The organism is Rhodanobacter sp. UC4443_H10, from assembly GCF_052978325.1.
Genome location: NZ_CM129668.1, coordinates 643,374 through 666,871, shown reverse-complemented (window position 1 = coordinate 666,871; position 23,498 = coordinate 643,374). Strand labels below are relative to the sequence as shown.

Annotated in this window: 20 protein-coding genes and 1 pseudogene; 7 read left to right on the top strand and 14 right to left on the bottom strand. The window is 67.4% G+C overall.

Annotation, left to right across the window (positions count from 1 at the left end; all coding sequences use genetic code 11):
- Positions 1–95: 95 nt before the first annotated feature.
- Together ligD and ACVCMB_RS03035 are read right to left on the bottom strand one after the other, a co-directional pair.
- Positions 96–2,642 (bottom strand): DNA ligase D, encoded by a 2,547-nt coding sequence (ligD, locus tag ACVCMB_RS03040; protein WP_447106117.1) that lies wholly within the window; start codon positions 2,640–2,642, stop codon positions 96–98.
- Positions 2,643–2,648: 6 nt separating this feature from the next.
- Positions 2,649–2,849 (bottom strand): annotated as a pseudogene (locus ACVCMB_RS03035) (short-chain dehydrogenase); the annotation flags it as partial.
- A 250-nt stretch (positions 2,850–3,099) separates the two neighbouring features.
- Between ACVCMB_RS03035 and ku the strand changes: the two are divergent.
- Positions 3,100–4,032: a non-homologous end joining protein Ku gene (gene ku, locus ACVCMB_RS03030; protein ID WP_447100341.1), complete on the top strand. Its 933-nt coding sequence runs from the start codon at positions 3,100–3,102 to the stop codon at positions 4,030–4,032.
- A gap of 271 nt (positions 4,033–4,303) precedes the next feature.
- Here the strand turns inward: ku and ACVCMB_RS03025 are convergent, their stop codons facing one another.
- A complete protein-coding gene (locus tag ACVCMB_RS03025) occupies positions 4,304–4,672 on the bottom strand; it encodes a response regulator (RefSeq protein WP_395118500.1) in 369 nt (122 codons plus the stop codon).
- Positions 4,673–4,762: 90 nt separating this feature from the next.
- Positions 4,763–5,917, bottom strand: coding sequence for a mechanosensitive ion channel family protein (locus tag ACVCMB_RS03020; RefSeq protein ID WP_447106116.1), 1,155 nt, complete (start codon positions 5,915–5,917; stop codon positions 4,763–4,765).
- A 277-nt stretch (positions 5,918–6,194) separates the two neighbouring features.
- On the opposite strand from ACVCMB_RS03020, the gene ACVCMB_RS03015 reads away from it, so the two are divergent.
- The gene (locus tag ACVCMB_RS03015; protein WP_447106115.1) at positions 6,195–6,398 is read left to right on the top strand and encodes a hypothetical protein; all 204 of its coding nucleotides are present in this window, start codon (positions 6,195–6,197) and stop codon (positions 6,396–6,398) included.
- 387 nt (positions 6,399–6,785) lie between these two features.
- On the opposite strand, the gene ACVCMB_RS03010 is transcribed toward ACVCMB_RS03015, so the two are convergent.
- Complete coding sequence (locus tag ACVCMB_RS03010) at positions 6,786–7,745, bottom strand: cation diffusion facilitator family transporter (RefSeq protein ID WP_447106114.1); 960 nt, start codon at positions 7,743–7,745, stop codon at positions 6,786–6,788.
- A 288-nt stretch (positions 7,746–8,033) separates the two neighbouring features.
- Between ACVCMB_RS03010 and ACVCMB_RS03005 the strand changes: the two genes are divergently transcribed.
- The gene (locus ACVCMB_RS03005; protein WP_447106113.1) at positions 8,034–10,832 is read left to right on the top strand and encodes a PAS domain S-box protein; all 2,799 of its coding nucleotides are present in this window, start codon (positions 8,034–8,036) and stop codon (positions 10,830–10,832) included.
- Positions 10,833–10,846: 14 nt separating this feature from the next.
- On the opposite strand, the gene ACVCMB_RS03000 is transcribed toward ACVCMB_RS03005, so the two are convergent.
- A complete protein-coding gene (locus tag ACVCMB_RS03000) occupies positions 10,847–11,221 on the bottom strand; it encodes a response regulator (RefSeq protein WP_395118442.1) in 375 nt (124 codons plus the stop codon).
- Positions 11,222–11,333: 112 nt separating this feature from the next.
- Positions 11,334–11,810, bottom strand: a complete 477-nt coding sequence (locus tag ACVCMB_RS02995) for a hemerythrin domain-containing protein (RefSeq protein ID WP_395118440.1) — start codon at positions 11,808–11,810, stop codon at positions 11,334–11,336.
- A 224-nt stretch (positions 11,811–12,034) separates the two neighbouring features.
- Between ACVCMB_RS02995 and ACVCMB_RS02990 the strand changes: the two genes are divergently transcribed.
- Together ACVCMB_RS02990 and ACVCMB_RS02985 are read left to right on the top strand one after the other, a co-directional pair.
- Positions 12,035–12,229 carry a hypothetical protein gene (locus ACVCMB_RS02990; RefSeq protein ID WP_447106112.1) on the top strand — a complete coding sequence of 65 codons (195 nt, stop codon included), beginning with the start codon at positions 12,035–12,037 and terminating at the stop codon, positions 12,227–12,229.
- An 847-nt stretch (positions 12,230–13,076) separates the two neighbouring features.
- Positions 13,077–13,610 (top strand): VOC family protein, encoded by a 534-nt coding sequence (locus tag ACVCMB_RS02985; RefSeq protein ID WP_447106111.1) that lies wholly within the window; start codon positions 13,077–13,079, stop codon positions 13,608–13,610.
- Here the strand turns inward: ACVCMB_RS02985 and tadA are convergent.
- The 3 genes from tadA to guaB all read right to left on the bottom strand — a co-directional run bounded on the left by tadA (position 13,607) and on the right by guaB (position 17,475).
- Entirely contained in the window at positions 13,607–14,038 is a 432-nt protein-coding gene (gene tadA / locus ACVCMB_RS02980) for a tRNA adenosine(34) deaminase TadA (protein ID WP_395118434.1), read from the bottom strand. The two genes, ACVCMB_RS02985 and tadA, sit on opposite strands and share 4 nt — an antisense overlap.
- Before the next feature lie 136 nt (positions 14,039–14,174).
- Entirely contained in the window at positions 14,175–15,752 is a 1,578-nt protein-coding gene (guaA, locus tag ACVCMB_RS02975) for a glutamine-hydrolyzing GMP synthase (RefSeq protein ID WP_447106110.1), read from the bottom strand.
- Between the two features lie 265 nt (positions 15,753–16,017).
- The gene (guaB, locus tag ACVCMB_RS02970) at positions 16,018–17,475 is read right to left on the bottom strand and encodes an IMP dehydrogenase (RefSeq protein ID WP_395118430.1); all 1,458 of its coding nucleotides are present in this window, start codon (positions 17,473–17,475) and stop codon (positions 16,018–16,020) included.
- A 138-nt stretch (positions 17,476–17,613) separates the two neighbouring features.
- Here guaB and ACVCMB_RS02965 point away from each other — a divergent pair, with 138 nt between their 5' ends.
- Complete coding sequence (locus ACVCMB_RS02965) at positions 17,614–18,627, top strand: cation diffusion facilitator family transporter (RefSeq protein ID WP_447106109.1); 1,014 nt, start codon at positions 17,614–17,616, stop codon at positions 18,625–18,627.
- A 9-nt stretch (positions 18,628–18,636) separates the two neighbouring features.
- Here the strand turns inward: ACVCMB_RS02965 and folD are convergent, their stop codons facing one another.
- Positions 18,637–19,506 carry a bifunctional methylenetetrahydrofolate dehydrogenase/methenyltetrahydrofolate cyclohydrolase FolD gene (gene folD / locus ACVCMB_RS02960; RefSeq protein WP_395118426.1) on the bottom strand — a complete coding sequence of 290 codons (870 nt, stop codon included), beginning with the start codon at positions 19,504–19,506 and terminating at the stop codon, positions 18,637–18,639.
- Positions 19,507–19,590: 84 nt separating this feature from the next.
- Between folD and ACVCMB_RS02955 the strand changes: the two genes are divergently transcribed.
- Positions 19,591–20,154 (top strand): GNAT family N-acetyltransferase, encoded by a 564-nt coding sequence (locus tag ACVCMB_RS02955; RefSeq protein ID WP_447106108.1) that lies wholly within the window; start codon positions 19,591–19,593, stop codon positions 20,152–20,154.
- A 10-nt stretch (positions 20,155–20,164) separates the two neighbouring features.
- On the opposite strand, the gene der is transcribed toward ACVCMB_RS02955, so the two are convergent.
- Genes der through ACVCMB_RS02940 form a run of 3 tightly spaced genes read right to left on the bottom strand, consistent with a single transcriptional unit; the run spans position 20,165 to position 23,445 of the window.
- On the bottom strand, positions 20,165–21,568 hold the full coding sequence (gene der, locus ACVCMB_RS02950; RefSeq protein WP_395118423.1) for a ribosome biogenesis GTPase Der: 1,404 nt from the start codon (positions 21,566–21,568) through the stop codon (positions 20,165–20,167).
- An 18-nt stretch (positions 21,569–21,586) separates the two neighbouring features.
- Entirely contained in the window at positions 21,587–22,786 is a 1,200-nt protein-coding gene (bamB, locus tag ACVCMB_RS02945) for an outer membrane protein assembly factor BamB (protein ID WP_447098943.1), read from the bottom strand.
- Between the two features lie 8 nt (positions 22,787–22,794).
- Positions 22,795–23,445, bottom strand: coding sequence for a YfgM family protein (locus tag ACVCMB_RS02940; protein ID WP_395118419.1), 651 nt, complete (start codon positions 23,443–23,445; stop codon positions 22,795–22,797).
- Positions 23,446–23,498 lie beyond the last annotated feature (53 nt).

Genomic DNA, 23,498 nt, shown 5'->3' with positions numbered 1-23,498 from the left:
CATGGTTTCGTCGCGAATCCGTGGGAGCGCACTCCGTGCGCGATGCCTTTTGCATCATGCGACGAAGAGCATCGCGCGAAAGGCGCGGGCGATCCTCAGCCGAGTTTTTCCATCACGTCGTCGAGGTCCTGGCGCAGCTCGCCGATGCCGGCCCACGGGTCGCTGCGCAGCCGCGCGAGGCGCTGGGGCGCGGAATGGACGTCGAAATCGTGGCCGCTTTTCAGCTTGCCCAGTTCGGTCCAGCGCAACGGCATCGCCACCGGCGCGCCGGGGCGTGCGCGCAGCGAATAGGAGGCGACGCTGGTGGCGCCGCGGCTGTTGCGCAGGTAGTCGACGTAGATCAGGCCGCCGCGGCGTGCCTTGCTGGCGGTGGCGATGAACTCCAGCGGATGGGCCTGCGCCAAGGAGCTGGCGAACGCCTGGGCGAAACCCTTCACCTGCGGCCACGGGCAGCCCGGATTCAACGGCAGCACCACGTGCAGGCCCTTGCCGCCGGTGGTGCGCAAAAATGATTCCAGCCCCATTTGCGACAGCAGCTTGCGCACCAGCCGCGCTGCCGCCACCACGCGGTCCCAGGCCACGTCCTCGCCGGGGTCGAGGTCGAACACCACGCGGTCGGCCAGGTCCGGCTGCTTGACGGTCGCGCCCCAGGGGTGGAACTCCAGCACGCCGAACTGAACCAGCTCGATCACCGAGTTGGCATCGCGCGGATAGATGTAGCTGGCCTGCCTGCCGGATTCCTCCTTGAGCCTCGCGCTGCCGACGTGCTTGAGGCCGGCGATCATGTGCTTCTGGAAGAAGCAGGCCTTCCCGGTACCTTCCGGGCAACGGATGACCGAGGTGGGACGGTCAACCACGCCAGGCAGGAACCAGTCCATCACGCGGGTGTAGTAGTCGGCCACTTCCTGCTTGGTGATGCCGTCCTCGGGATACACCACGCGGTCGGGATGGGTGATGGTGATGTCGGCGGCGGACATCCCGCCGCCGCGCCGTCGCCGGTTGCTGGCGGAGCGCGTGGATGGGGCGCGATCGCTGTCGCGCAGGTCTGTGGCGGACTTGTCGGTACGCATGGTCTTCAGGCTCGGTTGGCGCAGCAGGTTCTTGTTGCCGATGCCGCGGTAGTACACCTCGGCCACGGCCTTCGGTTCGACCCAGTGTGCACCGCGTAGCAGCGGATCGATCGCGGCAAGTTTCACCGTCGGTTTCTTGCTGCTCTTGTCGGCAATGGTCCTGCTCAATTGCCGCAACTGTTCGTCGGAGAAACCGGTGCCGACGCGTCCGACATAGATCCAGCCGTTCGACACCTCCGGATCGGGTCGGGCCAGCAGCAGCGAACCGAAACCGCTGCGACTGCCCTTGGGCGGCGTGTAGCCGACCACCGCGAACTCGTCGCTTTCCTGCCGCTTGATCTTCAGCCAGTCGTCGCAGCGTCCTGCTCGGTAGATCGAATCGACGCGCTTGGAGATGATGCCTTCCAGCTGCTGCTCGGTCGCCGTGCGGAACGCGCCTTCACCGTCGCCGACCGCATGGCTGCTGAAGGCGAGGTGTTTCGGCGCGTGGGCCAGCAGCCGTTGCAGCAGCGCCTTGCGTTGCAGCAGTGGTACCCGGGTCAGGTCGCTGCCTTCGAGGTAGGGCAGGTCGAACAGCATGTAGACCAAAGGCAATTGTGCTTCGCCGGACAGGGTGGCCTGCAGGCCGTTGAAATCGCTGTGTCCGCGGGCATCGAGCGCGATCAGCTCCCCATCGAGCCGGGCCGAATGCAATCCCAGCGATTCGAGCGCCTGCACGATCTCTGGCAGCCGCCCGTTCCAGGCCAGCGCGTTGCGCGACCACAGCTTCACCTCGCCGTCGGCGATCGCGGCGAGGATGCGGTAGCCGTCCCACTTCACCTCATGCAGCCACTGCTCGCCTGGCGGCGGCGACTCGCGCAGGCGTGCCAGTTCCGGTTTGAAAAACTCGGTGCCGGGTGGCGCCGGGCGCGCCCCGTCCAGCGCGGCGGCTGCCTTGGCCAGGCGCAAGCGCGGCACTTTTTTCCCCTTCGGCACGGCTTTCTTGCGTGCGGTGGACTTCTTTGCCGCCGCCCTGGTCGCCGGTGTTGTCGCGGCCGCGCGGGTGCTGCGGATCATCTTCGCGTCGAGCAGGTCGTCCGCTTCCACGTCGCCGGCGAACGCGTCCTTGGCCTTGATCAGGAACCACGCCGGCTGGCGTTCCTTGCGGCCGCTGCGCACCAGGTGCCAGCCGCCCTTGAGCCGCTTGCCGAACAGCTCGAAGCGCAGGTGACCCTTTTGCAACTGCGCTTCGGCGTCGCCTTCGGTGGTCCACACGCCGATGTCGAACTGGTCGACGTGGCCTTTGCCGTAGCCGTGTTCGATGTCGCCCTCGAAGCCGGCATAGGACAACGGATGATCCTCCACCTCGACCGCCAGGCGTTTCACCTGCGGGTCGTAGCTGGGTCCTTTCGGCACCGCCCAGCTCTTCAGTACGTCGCCCAGTTGCAGGCGGAAATCGAAGTGCCGGCGGCTGGCATGATGCAGTTGCACCACGAAGATCGCGCGACTGCCCCGGCGTCCCGCCGCGTTGTCGGCCGGTTCGCGCGTTTTCGAGAAATCGCGCTTGCGTTGATAGTCGCGCAGGTTGCCCATGATCGCTCAGCCGGTCGGGCCGCCCGCCACCGGCAGCACCGCGCCGGAAAGGCAGCTGGCGCACGACGGCGCCGCGAGGAAGACATGGGACGGCGCCAATTGCTCCGGCTGCACCGGGCGGCCCATCACGCTGGATGTGCCGAACTCGCCGACCTTCTGCGCCGACTGGTCCACCGAATTCAGCGAGGTCCACACCGGACCGCTGGCAGGCTTGCGTCGTTCGGCCTGTCCGGTGGCAGCCCGGATCGGACGCCGGCGTTTGACGGCGGTTCGGGCAGCCTTGCTGCGTTCGGCGACAGGCATCGGATGGCTCCGCGGTGGCGACGCGACGCACCGTAGTGCGCCCGGCGTGCGCCGCAGGTGAAGCGTGTGCGTGATTCGCACGGCACGTTTGACAGCCCCTGCACGCGCAAACCGGAATAGTCTGTCGACCTGCTCGCCGCCGGAGTCTGAAGCCATGGCACGACCCATCTGGAGCGGAACCCTGTCGTTCGGCCTGCTCAACGTGCCGGTGTCGCTGATGACCGGCGAGCGCAGCGTGGACCTGCATTTCCGCATGCTGGACAGCCGCAGCAACACGCCGGTCCGGTACGAGCGCGTGAACGCCGAGACCGGGGAGGAGGTGCCTTGGAAGGAGATCGTCAAGGCGTTCGAATACGCCAAGGGCAACTATGTCGTGCTGGAGCCGGAGGACATCAAGTCGGCCGCCGCCGAGGGGCGCGAGGCGGTCGACGTGAAAGCCTTCGTCGAGGCCGACTCGATCGGCCCGGAATACTTCGAGAAGCCTTACTACCTGGTGCCGGGCAAGAAGGCGGAGAAGGGTTACGTGCTGCTGCGCGAGGTGCTCAAGCGCACCGGCCGCATCGGCATCGCGCGGGTGGTGATCCGCACGCGCGAATACCTCTCCGCAGTGGTGCCGCGGGGGGATGCGCTGATGCTGATGCTGATGCGCTACCCACAGGAGCTGGTCGACGCGGAGGATTACAAGATTCCCGCAGGGACAGCGTCGGATTACCGCATCTCGGCCAAGGAGCTGCAGATGGCCGAGCAGCTGATCGAGTCGATGAGCGACGAGTGGAATCCGGCCGAGTACCGCGACGAGTTCCGTGATCGCCTGCGCAAGGTGATCGAGAAGCGGATGAAGTCGAAAGGCGTGGTGACCACCGAGCCGGAAGACGAGGAGACGATGCCGGAGAACGCCACCACCAACGTGGTCGACTTCATGTCGCTGCTGCAGCAGAGCCTGGCCAGCAACAAGCGCACGCCGGCGAAGAAGTCGGCGGCGGGCGGGAAAGGGGACAAGCGAACCACCACGACCACGGCCAGGAAGAAGTCCGCGACGAGAAAAGCGTCAGCGAAGAAGCGCGCCTCCCGCCACAAGGCAAGCTGAACTACCCCGGTTCAGAACCATGCCGAAGCCAGCGTGCAGGTGCTGGCACTGCCACGAGCACGCCAGGTGGGAGCAACCGGGGCTGTCGGCGGCGACCAATCACTTGCTCCGCTCGGCGTGCGTGCTGATACCGGGCGCTGCCGCCGTGCGCGGGTCGATTCCGATGGGACAGACGCAATCTCCCGGGCCACGGGCGAGCTCCCGGCAGACCGCGCGGTGCGGCAAGCGGGCGTGACACTGTCGTGCCGCAGCGATGAGGCAGCGGTGTCGTTCAGACGCCGCACACGCGCGCCATGGCCACCACCGACAGCAGGGCCTGCCGGCCGTACGGCTTGGGCAGGAACAGCACCTTCATGTCGCGGGCGGCGATGGATGCTTCCTCGTGCGCGGAGGTGAGCACGATCGGGGTGCGCGAGCCGCTGTCCCGCAGGCTGCGAATCAGCGAGATGCCGGTCTGGCCGCGGCCCAGATACATGTCCGTCACGATCACGCCGAAATCCTGCCGTGCTTCCGACTCCGCCACGCCGCTGGCGATGTCGTGCGCCACGATCACCGTGTAGCCTGCGTGCTGCAGCAGCAGTGCGGTGATCTCGCGGGTATCGGGGTCGTCCTCCACCAGCAGCACCCGTTTGGGAAACATGCGCGTGACTCCCGTCGTCGGCGTCGTCGTGACCTTGGCATCGGCCTGGTCCGCACGCCGTGAAAGACGTCGCAGAACGTCGGCTGCCGTTCAGCTGGCGCGACGCTCGAGGCCGCCGTCTTCGGCCGACGGCGCGCGCTGCGGTGCCGGCGCCGGCGGCATCGGCGCGGCGGATTCGTGGCCACGATCCAGCTCGCCGCGCCAGCGTGGCAGCGCGTGCGGGTAGTGCGCCTGAACGAAGGCGATCAGTCCCTCGCGCACCTGGCAACGCAGGTCGAAGTTGCGGCCCGAATCGGTGGAGCTCACCAGCATGCGCAGTTGCATCGTCTGCTCGGTGGCGTCGGTGACCTGCAGCACGCATACGCGACGATCCCACTGCTCCGAGGCCTCGCACAGGCGCTTGAACTCCTCGCGCAGCGGCGCCAGTGGCGTGCGGAAATCCAGCATCAGGAACACCGTGCCGATCAGCTGCGAACTGCGGCGCGTCCAGTTCTGGAATGGATGCTCGATGAACCAGTTGAGCGGCACCACCAGCCGGCGCTCGTCCCAGATGCGCACCACCACGTAACTTCCGGCGATCTCCTCGATGCGGCCCCATTCGCCTTCGATGATCACCACGTCGTCGAGACGGATGGGCTGGGTCAGCGCAATCTGCAGGCCGGCGATAAGGTTGCTCAGCACCGGGCGCGCCGCCAGTCCTATCGCCAGCCCGGCCACGCCGGCGGAGGCGAGCAGGCTGGCGCCGAGCTGGCGCACGCCGGGAATGGTGAGCAGGATGATCGCCGTGCCCAGCACGATCACCACCACGTCGGCAGTGCGCGCCAGCACGCGCACCTGGGTGACCACGCGACGAGCCTGCAGGTTGTCCGCGGCATCCATCGGATAGCGCCGCACCGCGGCGCCCTCGAACGCGCCGACGCAACGCACCACCAGCCAGGTGCCGGCGGCCAGCAAACCGATCAGCAACAGATGCTCGACCAGTGCCATCGGTGCCGAGTCCAGTGCGGGGCCATAGCGCAGCACCAGCAAAAGCGAGAGCAAGGGCAGCAGCCACTGCAGCGGCGCGTGGGCGCGCTGCATCAGGTCGGCGATCACCGGGCGATCGCCCGCGAGCCGCCGCAGCACGGCGTGGATCGCGACACGCAGCACCAACGCCAGCAACAAACCGGCCACCACGGTCACGCCCAGCCGCACCGCGACATGCTGCTGCCACAACTGCCACCACACGGTGAAGATATCGGCCATGCACCCAGCCTGCACGGCGCGGTGTCGACATCGCGTGGGCATGCGGCCGGGCCATGCCCTCGAGCTTCCAGCGATGGCGCCCCCGCGAAGGCCCTTGATGCAGCGCTCGTACCCTTGCCCTTGCGCGTAGGGGAGGGCTGGGGTGGGATCGCTCCTGGCGAGTCAACAGCAAGCGCCACTTCTTCGGCGAAACTTGCTCACGATCGCGTCGCGCGAATCTCACGGGAAATCGGCGCGGAAACGGCGAGGATCGAGCCACGTCCCGAGGAGACCGCTCATGCCATCGCACTCCCTGCCGACCATGCTGTCCAGCGTCCCGCCATCATCCGTCGGCGATCCCGAATACCAGCCGCCCGATCCCGCGCCGCCGCCGTTCCCCGATCCCACGGAACCGCAGCCCACGCCGAACGAACCCGAGCTGCCGCCGTCGCAGCCGCCCCCCGGGCGCGACCGGCCGTCGGCGGCAAGGCCGTGCAGGTGAACGCCGCCCCATCCCCGCCACCGGAGCTGCCGACGCGCGAGGGCATCCGTCGCTGGCCGCCGGATGGCTACCTGCAATTGAATGGCGCGGTCGACGTGCGCCGGCGGGCCGCTTGCACCTGCACCGAACGTTGCGGCGAGTGCCACGGCGATTGCGGCTGCGCCGCGTGCGAGCTGGGCTGGCTGGTCTGGCAGGACGACCAGGCGCTGTGGGACGAGGCGGGCAATCTGGTCAACGTGGTCGAACTGGGCGCCGCACGGCGCTCACGGCCTCCCGCCGCGGATCAGCTGGGTTCGAGCCGCGCGGTGACCACGGTGGATTCATCCTCCAGGCCGGCCGCGTGCAGCGCCCGTTCGCCCGCCGCTTCGGGCAGTCGCGTGCGGCAGCTCACGAGGTCAGCTGGTCACCCGCCGCGTCGACGTACCGCCGCCGCTCACGCCAGGTTTCGGCTGTCTGCGGTTTGATGAACAGCGACAGCAGTTCGGGATGGATCGTCTTGGCCTGCGCCTCGATGCGGTTGATGCACGCTTCGATCTGCGGCGTGGTCAGTGCATCCTCGAACTCGGCGCTCAGCGTGGCCACCACCTGGTTCGGTCCCATCTGCACGGTCAGCACGCCGTTGGCGGCATGCACGCCGGGGTCCGCGGCAGCGATCGCGAGGATCGAACCGCTCACCCTCGGGTGCGCCGGTTCGCCGATCAGCAGGCCCTTGGTCTCGCGCGCCAGCAGCAGGGCAAACGAGGCCAGCACACCGGCGATACCGAGCGAGGCGACGCCATCGAGTGCAGGCTCGTCGAAGGCCTGCGCACCCACCACGCCTGCCAGCGCGATCAGCAGGCCAAGCAGGGCCGCGCTGTCTTCCAGCAGGACGGTGAAGGTGCTGGGGTCCTTGCTCAGCCGGAACGCCTCGAAGTAGCCCAGCTTGCCCTTGCGCGCGCGGAACTCGCGCAGCGCCACCAGCCACGAAGTGCCTTCGAACAGGAACGACACGCCAAGCACCGCGTAGTTGATCCACGGCCGCTTGATCGCCTCCGGTTCGCGGATGTGCATCACGCCTTCGTAGAACGACACGCCTGCGCCTGCCGCCAGCACCAGCAGCGCCACGATGAAACTCCAGAAATACAGCTCGCGGCCATAGCCGAACGGATGGCTGCGATCCGGCGGCTTGCCGGCGCGATGCAAGCCGTACAACAGCAGCACCTCGTTCACCGTGTCCACCAGCGAGTGCACGCCCTCGCTCAGCATTGCCGAGCTGCCGGACAGCCCGGCCGCCACGAACTTGGCGATCGCGATCATCAGGTTGCCGCCCAGCGCGACGTAGACCACCTTGTGCGAAGCGGAGGCCATGACTCAGCCCGCCATGCCCGATACGCGGTTGCGGTTGCCAGCCAGGCGCGTGGCGAGCACGGATGCGTGCCGGTGCGTGGTGACGATGGTGCGTTGTTCTGACATTGGCGTGGGCTGTGCGGGCGGTCGGCTTGACTGGCGTGGCTGGCAACGCCCGCGGGGGCGGTGCATAGTGATCGCGCCACAGACTGGGGATGGCGCCGTGAGACGGTCGTGAACCATGCCGCCGCACGCGGGGTTTCTTCCTGACGGGACAGGCTGCTTTCGAATCGGGACGGGATGCGTTGCATGGCAGATTCCACCTCACCACCCCATGCGGCCGGGCACGGCGGCGACAGGAAGGGGATGAGCGACGCGGAGGATTTTTTCGAACATGCCGCGGTGGGCATGCGGCTGGTCGCGGCTGACGGCACGATCCTGCGTGCCAACCAGGCCGAGCTGGACCTGCTGGGCTATCGCCGCGACGAGTATGTGGGCCACAACCTGGCCGATTTCGATGCCGACGACGACAATCTGTGCGCGCTGCTCGCGCGGGTGCGCGCCGGCGAATCGGTGGACAAGCGGCCGGCGCGGCTGATCGGCGGTGACGGCCGGGTGCGCCAGGTGCAGATCAGCTCCAGTGGACGCTTCGAGCGCGGCCAGTTCGTGCACTCGCGCTGCATCACCATCGACGTCAAGGAACAGAACTCGCGCCAGCGCGCCACGGCGGAGCGCGGTCGCCTCTCGCAGCAGTTGCTGCAGGCCTTGCCGATCGCCGTGCATGGCACCGATGCCGGAGGCGCCATCACCTTCTTCAATGAAGCGGCCGTGGAGCTGGCCGGGCGGCGCCCGATGCCGGGCGAGAAATGGTGTCTGTTTGCGCGACTGTTCCAGGCCGATGGCGCGCCGCTGCCGCACGAGCAGTGCGCGATGGCGCGGGCGGTGCGCGAAGCGCGGGCGATTCATGGCGACATCGCCTTGGCACAACGGGCCGATGGCCGGCGGATCGCGTTCGCCGCCTATTCCACGCCGTTGTTCGACGGGGGCGTGCTGACCGGCGCGGTGAACATGCTGGTGGACATCCCCGATCCGCGTGAGGCCGGGCAGGCCAGCAAGGATCTGAACAGCCACCTGAAGCGACGGATGGCCGAGCGCACCCGCGTCGCGGAAGCCGGCATGGCGGGCGTGAGCCGCAGCGAACGGTATTTCCAGCTGCTGGTGTCCAACGTGACCGACTACGCGATCTTCATGCTGGACCCGCGCGGCATCATCACCAACTGGAACACCGGCGCGGAGCGCATCAAGGGCTACCGCGCCGAGGAGATCATCGGCCAGCATTTCTCGTGCTTCTATCCGCCGGAAGAACGCAGTCGCGGCACGCCACAGACGGCGCTGGAAACGGCCAGGCGGGAAGGCCATTACGTGGCCGAGGGATGGCGGGTGCGCAAGGACGGCAGCCGCTTCTGGGCCAGCGTGGTGATCGACCCGATATACGACGATGGCGTGCTGGTCGGCTACGCCAAGATCACCCGCGACATCTCGCGGCGCCGGCAGGCCGAGACGGCGCTGGCCGAGAGCGACCAACTGGCGCGCGGCATCATCGACTCCGCGCTGGACGGTTTTGCCCAGCTCGATGGCGCCGGCCGCATCGTGCGCTGGAACCCGCAGGCCGAGGCAATGTTCGGCTGGTCGCGCGCGGAGGCCCGCGGCAAGCCGCTGGCGACCCTGGTCGGTCCGCCCGGTCATCCCGAGCGACTGTTGGCCGACCTCGAACCCAGCCCGGCGCGGGGCGCGAGGCGCGGGGCGACACGGCAGAGCGAGATGGTCAACCGCGTGGGCGAAACGATCCCGGTGGAACTGAGCGTCAGCAGCCTGTCCTTGCACGGCGAATCGCGTACCAACGTATTCATCCGCGACCTCAGCGAAAAGATCCGGATCGAAGCGCAACTGCGCCAGGCGCAGAAGATGGAAGCCGTCGGCCAGCTCACCGGCGGCCTGGCCCACGATTTCAACAACCTGCTGCAAGGCATCATCGGTTCACTGGATCTGATCCAGCTGCACGCCAGCTCGGGCGACGCCGCCACGTTGCAGCGTTTCGTCCAGGGCGCGCTCAACTCGGCCAATCGCGCCGCGGCGACGACGCATCGCCTGCTGGCCTTCTCTCGCCGCCAGCCGCTGGACCCGCGTCCGGTGGCGGCCAACCCGTTGATCGCGTCGATGGAAGAACTGCTGCAGCGCACGCTCGGCGAGGCGGTGACGCTGCGCTTCGAGCTGGCGGACGACTTGTGGTTGACCCTGTGCGATCCGAACCAGCTGGAAAGCGCCTTGCTGAACCTGACCATCAACGCGCGCGACGCGATGCCCGACGGCGGCGACCTGCTGATCCGTTCGAGCAACCTGGACGCGGGCTCGATCGAGAGCAGCAACTGGCTGGAGGCGGACAGCGGGCAATACATCTGCATCGAGGTCGTCGACAACGGCACCGGCATGGCCCCGGAGGTGCTGGAGCACGCCTTCGAGCCGTTCTTCACCACCAAGCCGACGGGGCGGGGCACCGGCCTGGGCCTGTCGATGGTCTATGGTTTCGCACGGCAGTCGAACGGCTATTGCGACATCCGCAGCGCGGCGGGAGAGGGCACCTCGATCAAGCTCTATCTGCCGCGCCATGTCGAGCTGGCGCGCCCAGGGCACGATCAGGCCGAGGCCACCCCGCGCCCGTCGAACGGCGAAGTGGTGCTGGTGGTGGAAGACGAACAGGTGGTGCGCCAGGTGGTGGTAGAGGTACTGCACCAGCTGGGCTACGCGGTGCTGGAGGCGCCGGACGCCGATGCCGCCCTCGCCGCGTTGGAATCGCACGGCCACTTGCACATGCTGATCTCCGACATCAGCCTGCCGGGCATGAGCGGCCGCTCGCTGGCCGACACGCTGCGCGCGCGCCAGCCCGAACTGAAAGTGCTGCTGATGACGGGCTATGCCGCCGACGCGGCCTCAAGCAAGGGTTTCGCCGCCGGCATGGAGCTGATCACCAAGCCGTTCACGGTGAGCGCGCTGACCGAGCGGTTGCAGCGGATGCTGGGCGATGTCGCGGACGGCGACGACGCGAACTGAGCCGGTCGGGTTGTTCAACCGCCTGCCGAAGCGGGCGGCGAAGCCAGCAGCTCGCGCACGATCTGCTGCAGCGTATCCACCGACACCGGCTTGTTCACCATGCGAACCCGCGGAAACTCCTGCGCCAACCCGCTGAGGTCGCCACCGGACATCACCGCAAACGGGACGTTGCGCTTCTGCAAGGCGGCCATCACCGGCCACGCATTCTCGCCGCGCAAGCCCACGTCGATCATCGCCGCATCGAGCCGGCTGGCCTCGACGTCGTTGAGCGCGTCGACCAGATTGAGGTCGACCAGCACCTCCAGGCCCATCGCCCGCAGCGTGTCTTCCATCACCATGGCCACCACGGGGTCGTCTTCGACCACCAGCACGCGCTTGCAGTCTTCCATTTCCGCTTCCATTTCCGTGACCCTGGCGCCCGTCAAAGTCGCATTGTAGGCCGCCGACGGCGGTTTGGGATCGCCGTCCGGGGTGTCCGACTTTCCCCGTTGCATCCGCGGTTCAAGCCTTGCCGCGCGAGCCACCGACTTGCTTGGCCAGTTCGACCTTGCGCTGTTCCATGCGTGCGCCCAGTGCCTTGAGCTCGGCGGCCGAAAGCAGCTTCTTCGCCTCCTTGAACATCTCCTCCTCTTCCTCCTTGACGTGGTGTTCGACCAGTTCGCGCAACACCTTGGCGCGGCCGGAGAACTGCTCGCTGCCGACGTCGGTGTCGAGCAGGTCCGGGAGCACCAGATCGCCGGCGGCGCGATGCTCCTCCAGCGCCTCGAAGTACATCTTTGCATCGTCCTTCGTACCGGCCTTCCTGAAGGCGGGATAGAAGATCTCTTCCTCGATCGTGGTGTGGACCTCCAGGTCGACGCGGATTTGTGCGAGCAGCTCGCTGCGTGTCTTCGCGGCGCGGGTGGTCGTTTTCGCAAGCTCGGCGAGCAGTTCCTTGACCTTCTTGTGATCGGCTTTCAGCAGTTGGATGGCATCCACGGGGCGCTCCGGTTCTGGCGGGGGAGGGAGTGGCGAGCATTCCATCCCAGGCGTGAATCCGGTGTCCCGCGAAGGCCCGGCCATCATCACGCCATCGCAGCGAATCGGGCCTGGTCCGGCCATCGGCAGCGGGGCCAGCGACCGCACGTGCACGCCGGCCACACCGAGGCTTCACCCGGCAAAACGCAGGCTGCCATCGTTCCCTCCACACACGAGCAGCAGGCATGGCAACCCACGACCGCAAAGACCGGCAACATCCCGGGCGCAAGAACGACAGGCAGCCACCGGAGACTCCCGAAACGCGGCGGCAACGCAAGAAGAAGGAAAGCGAGAACCAGGACGAGGCACTGGAGGAAACCTTTCCGGCCAGCGATCCGGTCTCGCCGTTCATCCCGTCCAAACCGCCGGAACCGGATTGAGCGAGAACATCGCCGACAACGGAGTACGCGCACAACTGCGCATGGCCCAAGTCGAACACCTCGACCAGGCAAGAACGATGTCCTTTGAAGGCGGTGGCTCTTCCAACGTCCTGAAGAAGCTGATTGGCACCTGGCGAGGCAGTGGCGGAGAGGGTCGATGCGTCGTTTGCGGACGGTTGCCGTGGAGGCTGTCGCCTGCTATCTTTAATTTCGCATAATGTATATTATGTAAAATATAGAATACATCATCGAGGCATCGACCTCCACACGCTATCGGCACGTGCTCCTGTCGATCTCGGTCGACTCTGTGCCGGGCACACGCTCGCGAAAGAACGGCATCTAGCGCCGGGCGCCCAATGTGGCTGGCGGACCTTCACCCTCGCCGACCTTGCGGCGTTGGCGAGAGGCAGCCCTCAGGCGCTGCCCATTGTCCGGGTCGCTCTCGTGCGGCCGACTCGCTGCAACCAGTCGTAACCGTCGTCGGAACTCAGTCCGCCCATGCTCGCGGTGTCCTGACGGGAGGCGTCGCGACCGGCACGCCCGGAGACGCCGCGCTGATGGTGCTGGTATGGCTGCCGCGGTTTCTGTCTGTTGTCGCGTGTCATGGTGTTGAGTCCTGTGGACGAGGCAATGACCGGTCAACGAGCGCACCGGTCCGGGCGTGACCAGGGAATCAGGCCGGAATGGCCCGGGATCAATGGCGCTGCGGTGATCGCACCGTTCCCGGCAAGAAACAGCGGTGGGCTGGCGGACTGTTCGCCCGGGGAAACACACCGGTCATCAGTCACGGGTTTTGCCGAGGGGGATCGGCACCATCTGGCTGCCGAGTTCTTCGGAAATCCCCGCCATGAACAACAAGATCGTGTTCTTCCTGTGGCTCGTCGCGGCCGGCCTGCTGGCGACCCTGCCGGCAGGCGCGCGCGCAGCGACTCTGGGCGATGGCGACTACGCCAGGATCGGCGTGCCGGATCTGCGGCAGGCCTCGGCGTTTTTCCACGACGTACTGAATTGCCGCCCGGTTGGCGACCCCGCGCCAATCGCGGCGGGGGCATCAGGCTCCCGCCTGCTTTCCTGCGGCAGCGGTTCGATGCTGGAATTGTTCGTCGAGCGTGGCGACTCCCCTGCCCGCGGCTCGGCCGCCACCGGCGAGACCTTGCAGTTCCTCGCAGATGGCACCCTGCGCACCGATGCCTGGCTTCGGCAGCGTGGCGTCATCGTCAGTGGCGCACCACGCCGACTGACTTCCGGTCCGTGGGCTGGCCGCATGGCGCTGGACTTCGTGGCGCCCTGGGGCATGCGGATGCGGCTGCTCGGCAGCAAGCCGCCGGATACCGCCTACGGTGATATCGACACCGTGGCGGCGGCGCCGCGCGGCCACTAGCGCCTGGCGCGGAAGAAGTCGCGCAGCATGCGGGCCGATTCCTCGGCCAACAGCCCGCCGGCCACCTCGATGCGATGGTTGTGCCGCGCGTCGATCAAGGTATCGAACACGCTGCCTGCCGCGCCGGTCTTGGGATCGGCGGCGGCGTAGACCACGCGGCTGATGCGTGCGTGGATCAGCGCCATCGCGCACATCGAGCACGGTTCCAGCGTCACGTACAGCGTGGCGCCGGACAGCCGGTGGTTGGCGAGCTGCTCGCCGGCGGCGCGCATGGCCATCACCTCGGCGTGAGCGGTCGGATCGTGCAGGGTGATGTTGCGATTCCAGCCCAGCCCCACGACTTCGCCGTTCAACACCAGCACCGCCCCCACCGGCACCTCGTTCTCGCTGTCGCGGGCGTGCGCGGCCAGTTGCAGCGCACGCTGCATGTGGCGCACATCGGCGGGTGAGAAACCACTTGAGGTTTCCGATTTTTCGTCTTTCATCTCAATAAGTTGCCGACTTTATCTGGGAAAGATTGGAGCCAAGCTGGCCTTTCCCGACATACGCAAGCCATTGATTTGCCTATTCCCACTCGATCGTGGCGGGTGGCTTGCCGCTGATGTCGTAAACAACGCGAGAAACACCACGCAACTCATTGATTATTCTATTTGAAACCCTGCCAAGAAACTCGTACGGGAGGTGCGCCCAGTGAGCGGTCATGAAGTCGATGGTTTCCACCGCGCGCAAGGCGATCACCCATTCGTAGGCGCGCGCGTCGCCGACCACGCCCACCGACTTCACCGGCAGGAACACCGCGAACGCCTGGCTGGTCCGGTCGTACAGGTCCGCCTTGCGCAACTCCTCGATGAAGATCGCGTCGGCGCGCGCCAGCAACTCGGCATATTCGCGCTTCACCTCGCCGAGGATGCGCACGCCCAGGCCCGGCCCCGGGAACGGGTGGCGATAGACCATTTCACGCGGCAGGCCGAGCTCCACGCCGATGCGGCGCACTTCGTCCTTGAACAGCTCGCGCAGCGGTTCGACCAGTTTCAGCTTCATGTGCGCCGGCAGGCCGCCGACGTTGTGGTGGCTCTTGATGACGTGGGCCTTGCCGGTCTTGCTGCCGGCCGACTCGATCACGTCGGGGTAGATCGTGCCCTGCGCCAGCCACTTCACCTTGCTGCCGTCGGCGGTGATCTTGCCCGACTCCTCGTCGAAGATCTCCACGAACAGGCCGCCGATGATCTTGCGCTTGGCTTCCGGATCGGAGACGCCTTCGAGTGCCTCGAAGTAGCGGTCGGCCGCGTTGACGCGGATCACCTTGACGCCCATGTGCTCGGCCATGGTGGCCATTACCTGGTCGCCCTCTTTCCAGCGCAGCAGGCCGGTGTCGACGAACACGCAGGTAAGCCTCGCGCCGATCGCCTTGTGCAGCAGCGCGGCCACCACCGAGGAATCGACGCCGCCGGAGAGGCCGAGCAGCACGTGGTCGTCGCCGACCTGCTCGCGCACGCGGGCGATCTGGTCGTCGATGATGTTGGCCGGCGTCCACAGCGTGGCGCAACCGCATATCTCGGTGATGAAGCGCTTGAGCAGCGCCCCGCCCTGCTTCGTGTGGGTCACTTCCGGGTGGAACTGCACGCCGTACCAGCGCTTGTCGTGGTTCTCCATCACCGCCGCCGGAATGCGCGCGGTGGTGCCGGTGACCACGAAGCCCGGCGGCACACGCGACACGTGGTCGCCGTGGCTCATCCACACGTCCAGCCGGTGCGCGTCCGCGTGGTCGGTGAGGCCCTCGAACAGTCGGCTGGTGCCCGCAATGTCCACTTGGGCATGGCCGAACTCGCGCTGGTCGGCCGCCTCGGTGGCGCCGCCCAGCTGCGCGGCCAGGGTCTGCATGCCGTAGCAGATGCCGAGGATCGGCACGCCCGCATCGAACACTTGTTGCGGCGCCTTGGGCGCGCCCGGGAGCGTGGTCGATTCCGGCCCGCCGGACAGGATGATGCCCTTGGCGCCGAACGCGGCGATCTCGCCCGGATCGTGGTCCCAGGCCCAGATCTCGCAATACACGCCCAGCTCGCGCACGCGCCGGGCGATCAACTGCGTGTACTGCGCACCGAAGTCGAGGATGAGTATTTTGTGGGAGTGGATGTTGGTCATGGGCGGCGGACGGATATCAGGAAAGGATGGGCCAACGAGTGCGACGGGTGACGGAAGCTGCATGCCGGTCGCCGCGGCGAAAGCAGGAAGCTACGCGAGGCGACGATTCCCCATGCCCGTCATCCCGGCGAAAGCCGGGACCCGGTGACTTGTGCCGCGACGCTTGGGAAAGCGCTGGACCCCGGCTTTCGCCGGGATGACGGCGGTGTGGTACGGCGTGTGGCGGGAGGGGCGGGCATGGTAATGACCACCTTTCCCGGCCGGATCACGAGTTCAAGCGGTAATTCGGCGCTTCCTTGGTGATCTGGATATCGTGCGGGTGCGCTTCGGTGACGCCGGCGGAGGTGACCTTGACGAACTGCGCCTTGCTGCGCACATCCTCGACGGTGGCCGCGCCCAGGTAGCCCATCGACGCGCGCAGGCCGCCGATCAACTGGTGGATGATGTTGCGCAGCGGCCCGCGGTACGGCACGCGGCCCTCGATGCCCTCGGGTACCAGCTTGTCGGCGTCGGCCTCGTCCTGGAAGTAGCGATCCTTGGAGCCGAGCTGCATCGCGCCGATCGAGCCCATGCCGCGGTAGCTCTTGTACGAGCGGCCCTGGAACAGCTCGACCTCGCCCGGGGATTCCTCGGTGCCGGCGAACATCGAGCCCAGCATCACGCTGGATGCACCGGCCGCCAGGGCCTTGGGGATGTCGCCGGAGTAGCGGATGCCACCATCGGCAATCAGCGGAATCTCGTCCTTCAGCGCGGTGGCGACCAGGTCGATCGCGGTGATCTGTGGCACGCCGACACCGGCAACCACGCGAGTGGTGCAGATCGAGCCGGGGCCCACGCCCACCTTGACCGCGTCCACGCCCACGTCGAGCAGTGCCCGCGCCGCCTCGCCGGTGACGATGTTGCCGGCCACCACCTGCACCTGCGGATAGTGCTTCTTGACCCAGGCCACCCGGTCGATCACGCCCTGCGAATGGCCGTGTGCGGTATCCACGACCAGCACGTCGACGCCGGCATCGACCAGCGCCGCCACGCGTTGCTCGGTGTCGCCGCTCACGCCGACGGCAGCACCCACCAGCAGTGCCTCGTGACTGTCCTTGGCGGCATGCGGGTTGTCGCGCGCCTTCTGGATGTCCTTCACGGTGATCAGGCCGCGCAACTGGAAGTCGTCGTTGACCACCAGCACTTTCTCGATGCGATGCTTGTGCAGCAACAGCATCACCTCGTCCTGGCTGGCGCCTTCCTTTACGGTGACCAGCTTGTCCTGGCGGGTCATGATGTTGCGCACCGGATCGTCCGGCTTGCGTTCGAAACGCATGTCACGGCTGGTGACGATGCCGACCAGGCGATTGCCCTCGACCACCGGCACGCCGGAGATGTTGTGCGCGTGGGTGAGCCGCAGCACCTCGCGGATCGAGGTCTCCGGGCCGACCGTGATCGGGCTGCGGATCACGCCGGCCTCGAACTTCTTCACCAGCCGCACTTCGGCGGCCTGCTGCTCGGCGGTCATGTTCTTGTGGATGATGCCGATGCCGCCGTTCTGCGCCATGGTGATGGCCAGGCGCGCCTCGGTGACGGTATCCATCGCGGCGGAAACGATCGGGATGTTCAGCCGCAGGCCGCGGGTGAAGCGCGTCGAGGTGTTCACGTCGCGCGGCAGGACGATGGAATGGCCCGGAACCAGGTAGACGTCGTCGTAGGTCAGGGCCTCGGCGAGGATGCGCATGCGAAATGTCCCGCTGCAAAGAGGGAATTATACGTTCCCTTCACTGCCCTCGCCAGCGCCGGACCCGCGCGGCGCGGCCAATGTGATGACATAGCACCGCACCCGGCATGTATCTTGGCGACCTTCGCAGGAGCCGCCGTGCACGCCCATTCCTCTCACGATCACCCCCACGATCACCCTCGCGATCACGCGCAGGGACACGACCATGCCCATGCCCATGCGGCCGGTCATCCGCATGCCCACGGCGTGGCCCGTGATGCCGATCGGCGTTATCTGACGATCGCCCTGCTGTTGCTGCTGGGTTTCATGATCGTCGAGGTGGTGGTCGGCATGCTGGCCCAATCGCTGGCGCTGATCTCCGATGCCGGCCACATGCTGACCGACGTCGGCGCGATCGCCCTGGCGCTGGTGGCGATGCGGCTGGCCAGCCGACCGGCGCGCGGCAGCTACACGTTCGGGCTCAAGCGGGTGGAAATTCTCAGCGCGCAGGCCAATGGCGTGACCTTGCTGTTGCTCTCGGCGTGGTTCGTGGTCGAGGCCGTGCGCCGCCTGATCCACCCGCCCGCCGTGCACGGCCTGCTGGTCACCGTCGTGGCGGTGGCGGGCATCGGCGTGAACCTGCTGGCGGTGTGGGCGATGCACAAGGCCAACCGGGAAAGCCTCAACATCCAGGGCAGTTACCAGCACGTGCTCACCGACCTGTATGCATTCATCGCCACGGCGGTGGCCGGCGTGCTGGTCTGGTGGACGGGGTGGAACCAGTTCGATTCCCTGGCGGCGCTGGTGGTGGCGGCGCTGATGCTCAAGGCCGGCATCGGGCTGGTGCGCGACGCCGGCCGGGTTTTCCTGGAGGCGGCGCCGCGCGGACTGGAACCGGACGCGATCGGCCAGGCCATGCACGCCCTGCCCGCGGTCACGCGGGTGGACGACCTGCACGTGTGGGAAGTGACCTCGGGCATGCCGGCGCTGTCGGCACACGTCTTCGTCGAGCTCGACGTCGACTGCCACGACGTGCGCCGCGAACTGGAAGCCATGTTGCGCGATCGATTCGCGATCACGCATACGACCATCCAGACCGACCATGCGGCCAGCGGCCAGGTGGTCGCGACGCCCTGTTCGCTCGAGGCGCACGACACCGGCCACCGCAGCTGAGCGAACGACCTAGCCGGCGCTGCCGCGGGCAGCCTGTGCCTCGGCCGCTTCCAGCGTGTTCTCCATCAAGGTGGCGACGGTCATCGGCCCCACCCCGCCCGGCACCGGCGTGATCCAGCTGGCGCGCTCGGCGGCCGGGGCGAACTCTACGTCGCCGACCAGCCGGCCGTCCTCCAGCCGATTGATGCCGACGTCGATCACCACCGCGCCGGGCTTGATCCAGTCGCCCCGCACCAGGCCGGGCTTGCCGACCGCGACGATCACGATGTCGGCCTGGCGCACGAAACTTTCCAGCTCCCGCGTGAAGCGATGGCACGAGGTGGTGGTGCAACCGGCGATCATCAGCTCCAGCACCAGCGGCCGGCCGACGTGGTTGGACACGCCCACCACCACCGCATGCTGCCCGCGCACCGGCCGATCGGTGTGGCCGAGCAGGGTCATCACGCCGCGCGGGGTGCACGGCCGCAGGCCGAACCGGCGCAGCGCCAGCCGCCCCACGTTGACTGCCTGGAACCCGTCCACGTCCTTGTCCGGGTCGATGCGGTCGACCAGCGCGTCTTCGTCGATGTGTGCCGGCAGCGGCGACTGCACCAGGATGCCGTGCACCTGCGGGTCGGCGTTGAGGCGGTCGATCAGCGCGAACAACTCGGCCTGCGTGGTCTCGGCCGGAAGGTCGTGATCGAAGGAACGGAAGCCCACCTGGTGGCAGGCCTTGCGCTTGTTGCGCACGTACACCGTCGAGGCCGCGTCGCTGCCGACCAGCACCACGGCCAGCCCCGGTGCGGGCAGGCCCCGACCGACCCGTTCGGCCACGCGCAGGTGCAGCTGTTCCAGCAGTTCCCGGGCGATGCGTTTGCCGTCGAGTATGCGTGCGCTCATGCTGATCCCTGGCCGTAAAGGATGCATTATCCGGGCTGGACGACATGCGCACAAACGGCAGCGCGCCGGCAACCAGGCAGGCTGATGGGACACGACCCGCAATACACGATCGAGCTGGGCGACGCGCGCGTGCGGTTGCTCCCTTGGAACCACGCTGACGCCGACGCCCTGGTGGATGCCGTGCGCGACTCCGTGGACAGCGTCGGGCGCTGGCTGCCGTGGTGTCGCGCCGACTACGGCCACGATGCCGCCCATGCATGGATCGCGCATTGCCAGGACAGCTGGCTGGCCGGCAACCATTTCGCCTTCGCGGTGCGCAGTGCGGCCGACGGCTCGCTGCTGGGCGGCGTGGGGCTCAACCAGTTCGAGCCGATCCACCGCCGCGCCAATCTCGGTTACTGGATGCGCCAGGGCTGCCAGCGGCGCGGGCTGGCGACGGCGGCGGCGCAGCACGTCGCGCGCTTCGGGTTCGAGCAGCTGGGGCTGATCCGCATCGAGATCGTGGCGCTGCCGGACAACGCAGCCAGCCGCGCCACGGCGCTGCGCATCGGCGCACGATTCGAGTCGATCGCGCGCCAGCGCTTGCTGGTGGAGGGGCAACCGCGGGACGCGGCGGTGTACGGGTTGCTGCGGTCGGATCTTCCCTGAGCGTCGACGATCAGCGCGTGCGCTTGATCAGTTCGCTGAGCCGGCGGCGGGCCTTGTGCTGTTGCTCCTTGGTCAGCACCTTCTTGCGTCCAGCGTAGGGGTTTTCGCCCTCGCGGAAGGCAATGCGGACCGGCGTGCCTTCGAGCTTGTAGCGTTTGCGGAAGAAGTTTTCCAGGTAGCGCTGGTAGGCCGGCGCGATGTGCTTGGTGCGCGTGCCGTGGATGACGATGGTCGGCGGATTGGTGCCGCCTGGATGCGCAAAGCGCAGCTTCGGCGCATGGCCGTTGACCAGCGGCGGCTGGTAGCTTTCGTACGCCTTTTCCAGCGTGCGGGTCAGGTCGGAGGAGCTCAGCTCCCTGGTCGCCGACGCGTGCGCGCGCACCACCGCGCGCATCAGCTCGCGCAGCCCGGAACCGTGCAGCGCCGATATGTGCACGCGCTTGGCCCAGTCGACGAACACCAGCCGACGATCCAGCGCGCGCAGGCATTCCTCGCGCTGATAGGCGTCCAGGCCATCCCACTTGTTGAGCGCGATCACCAGCGCCCTGCCCTCGTCGATGGCGTAGCCGATCAGGGTAAGGTCCTGGTCGGCCAGGTTCTCGCGCGCGTCGACCATCATCACCACCACCTGGGCGGCGGCGATCGACTGCAGCGTCTTGATCACGCTGAACTTCTCCACCGCCTCCTCGACCCGCGCCTTGCGTCGGATGCCGGCGGTGTCGATCAGGGTGTAACGCTTGCCGTCGCGCTCCAGCGGCACGCGGATCGGGTCGCGCGTGGTGCCCGCGACGTCGGAGACGATCAGCCGTTCTTCGCCCAGCAGGCGGTTGATCAGCGTGGACTTGCCGGCGTTCGGGCGGCCAACGATCGCCACGCGGATACTGCCGTCCTCCGTGGCCGGCTCGTTCGCGGCATCCTCGTCCGGCGGCAACAGCGGCAGCACGGCGCGGATCAGCTCGTCGGTGCCGCGACCATGCGCAGCGGAAATCGGCAAGGTGGTGGCCATGCCGAAGGCAGCGAATTCCGCCAGGGCGGCCTGTTCATCCAGGCCGTCGATCTTGTTCACGGCGGCGATGATCGGCTTGCCGCTGCGGCGCAACTCGCCAAGGATCACGTGATCCTGCGGCAGCAGGCCGTCGCGCGCATCGACCACGAAGACCAGCACCTGGGCCTCCTCGATCGCCAGTCGCACTTGCCGCGCGGTAAGGACGTCGATCGCCTCCTCGACACCCGACAGACCACCGGTATCGACCGCGAGAAACGGGCGCTCACCCAGATGGCACGCACCGTAGTGGCGATCGCGGGTGACCCCGGGCATGTCGGCCACCAGCGCGTCGCGGCTGCGCGTGAGCACGTTGAACAGGGTCGATTTGCCGACATTGGGGCGACCGACCAGGGCGACGACGGGCAGCATGGAAACTTCGTCCCGCGATCAGGGCGAGGACAGGCGGTAGGCGCCGATGTGGCCCTTCACGTCCTGGACGTACACGACATCGCCCACCACCAGCGGCTGCGCGCGGATCGCCTTCTTGGAAAGCCGCTCGCGCGCGGCCAACGCGCCGTCGCCGGTCTGCAGCCAGTGCACATAGCCTTCGGCATCGCCGACCACCACGTAGTTGCCCTGCACGGCCGGCCCGGTCAGCCAGCGGTAGCGGAGCGCGTCGTTCTTCCACATGTCGGCGCCGCCGGACTTGTCGAAGGCCCACACGCGCGACTGATCGTCGACGCCGAAGATGGCATTGTATTTCACCGCCAGCGAGGTATAGCTGGAGAACGGATGCGACCACAGCGGGCGGCCACTGGGGCCGTCGATGGCCACCACGTTGCCGTGGTAGGCGGTGCCGTAGAGGGTGCTGCCGTCGAGCAGGATCGCGCCGTCGGCATCGTTCAGACGGTCGATCTCGGTGCGGCCCTCGCCGCTGGCCAGGCGCTGCTCCCACAGCTTGCTGCCGTTGTCCAGGCGCAGCGCGACCAGCAGGCCGTCGTCGCTGCCGAAGAACACCACGCCGTTGGCGACCAGCAAGCCGCCGTTGCCGCGCACGCTCAGCAGCGGCACGTTGCCCTGGTCGTTCACCCACTGGCGCTCGCCGGTGGCCGCGTCAAGGGAATAAACCCGGCCGTTGCTGCCGCGCACGATGACCTGGTTGCCGATGATCACCGGCGAGGCCAGCACCTGGGTATTGAGTTCGGCTTCCCAGCGCGGGCTGCCGTCCTTTGCGTTGACGCCGTAGACGTGGCCGTCCAGCGTGCCCACCGCGAGCAGGTCGCCGCCTACCGCCGGACCGCCCGCATATTGGGCGTCCTTGCGCTTCTTGTCGCCCCAGCCGAACCAGCCGTGCGTGCGCGAACTCTTCGACCACAGCGTCTTGCCGGTCGCCGCATCGAAGGCGGCCAGCTTGCCGTCGGTGCTGTCGGCGTAGAGCACGCCATCGACCACGGTCGGGCGCAGCCGCACGCCACTGTCGCCCGCGCCGTCGCCCACTCGTTCGCGCCACAGTCGCGTCACCTGCACCGTCGGCTTGAAATCCTTGGCCAGCGGCGTCGGCGGCTGCACGTTCTCCTTCTTGAAGGAGTGGCAGCCGGCGAGCGTCAGCAGCGAAACCAGCGAAACCAGCATGGCGCGTTTGATCATGTGAACTTTCATGCACCCTGCTTCCCGGCCACGGCCAGGTCATCGAGTTTCATCTGCAAGGCGCCGCGTTGCGGGGCGTCCTCGCTCAGTGCCGACATGGCCGCCTGGTAGGCCTTGCGTGCATCGTCCATGCGTCCAAGCTTGACCATCGCATCGCCGCGGAGTTCCTGCACCATGCCCTGGAAGCTGCCGGGCGGCACGCGGTCGAGCGTGGCCAGCGAGGCCTGGGCCTGGTCGCGCGCCAATTCGACCCGCGCGATGCGCACCAGGGTCAGCGACTTCAGCGGCTCTTCGGTGGTGTGGCTTTCGGCCCACTCCAGCGAGACCTGGGCCTTGTCCAGTTGCTTGTCCTGCACTTGCTGGCGGGCGCGGTCGCTGACCGCGAACAGCGCATACGGCGATTTGGCGTAATCCTTCATCAACTGGTCGGTCAACTGGGCGGCCACGTCGGGCTTGCCCGACAGCTGCGCCACCTTGGCCTGCTGGTAGAGCTGCGAGGCCGCGCTCTCGTTGCGGGCCTGGTGGTTGCGCCATTGCTGCCATCCGAAGATGCCGACCAGTCCGATAAGAACACCGACAACGATCGAAACGCCGTTCTCGCGCAGCCACTTCTGTACCAACTCGCTCTGTTCGTACTTGTCGTACTCTTCAAATGCCATGCAATCACCGTTCAATAGGCCGCGCACCGCTTGGCGCAGTCCAGCGCGTAAAC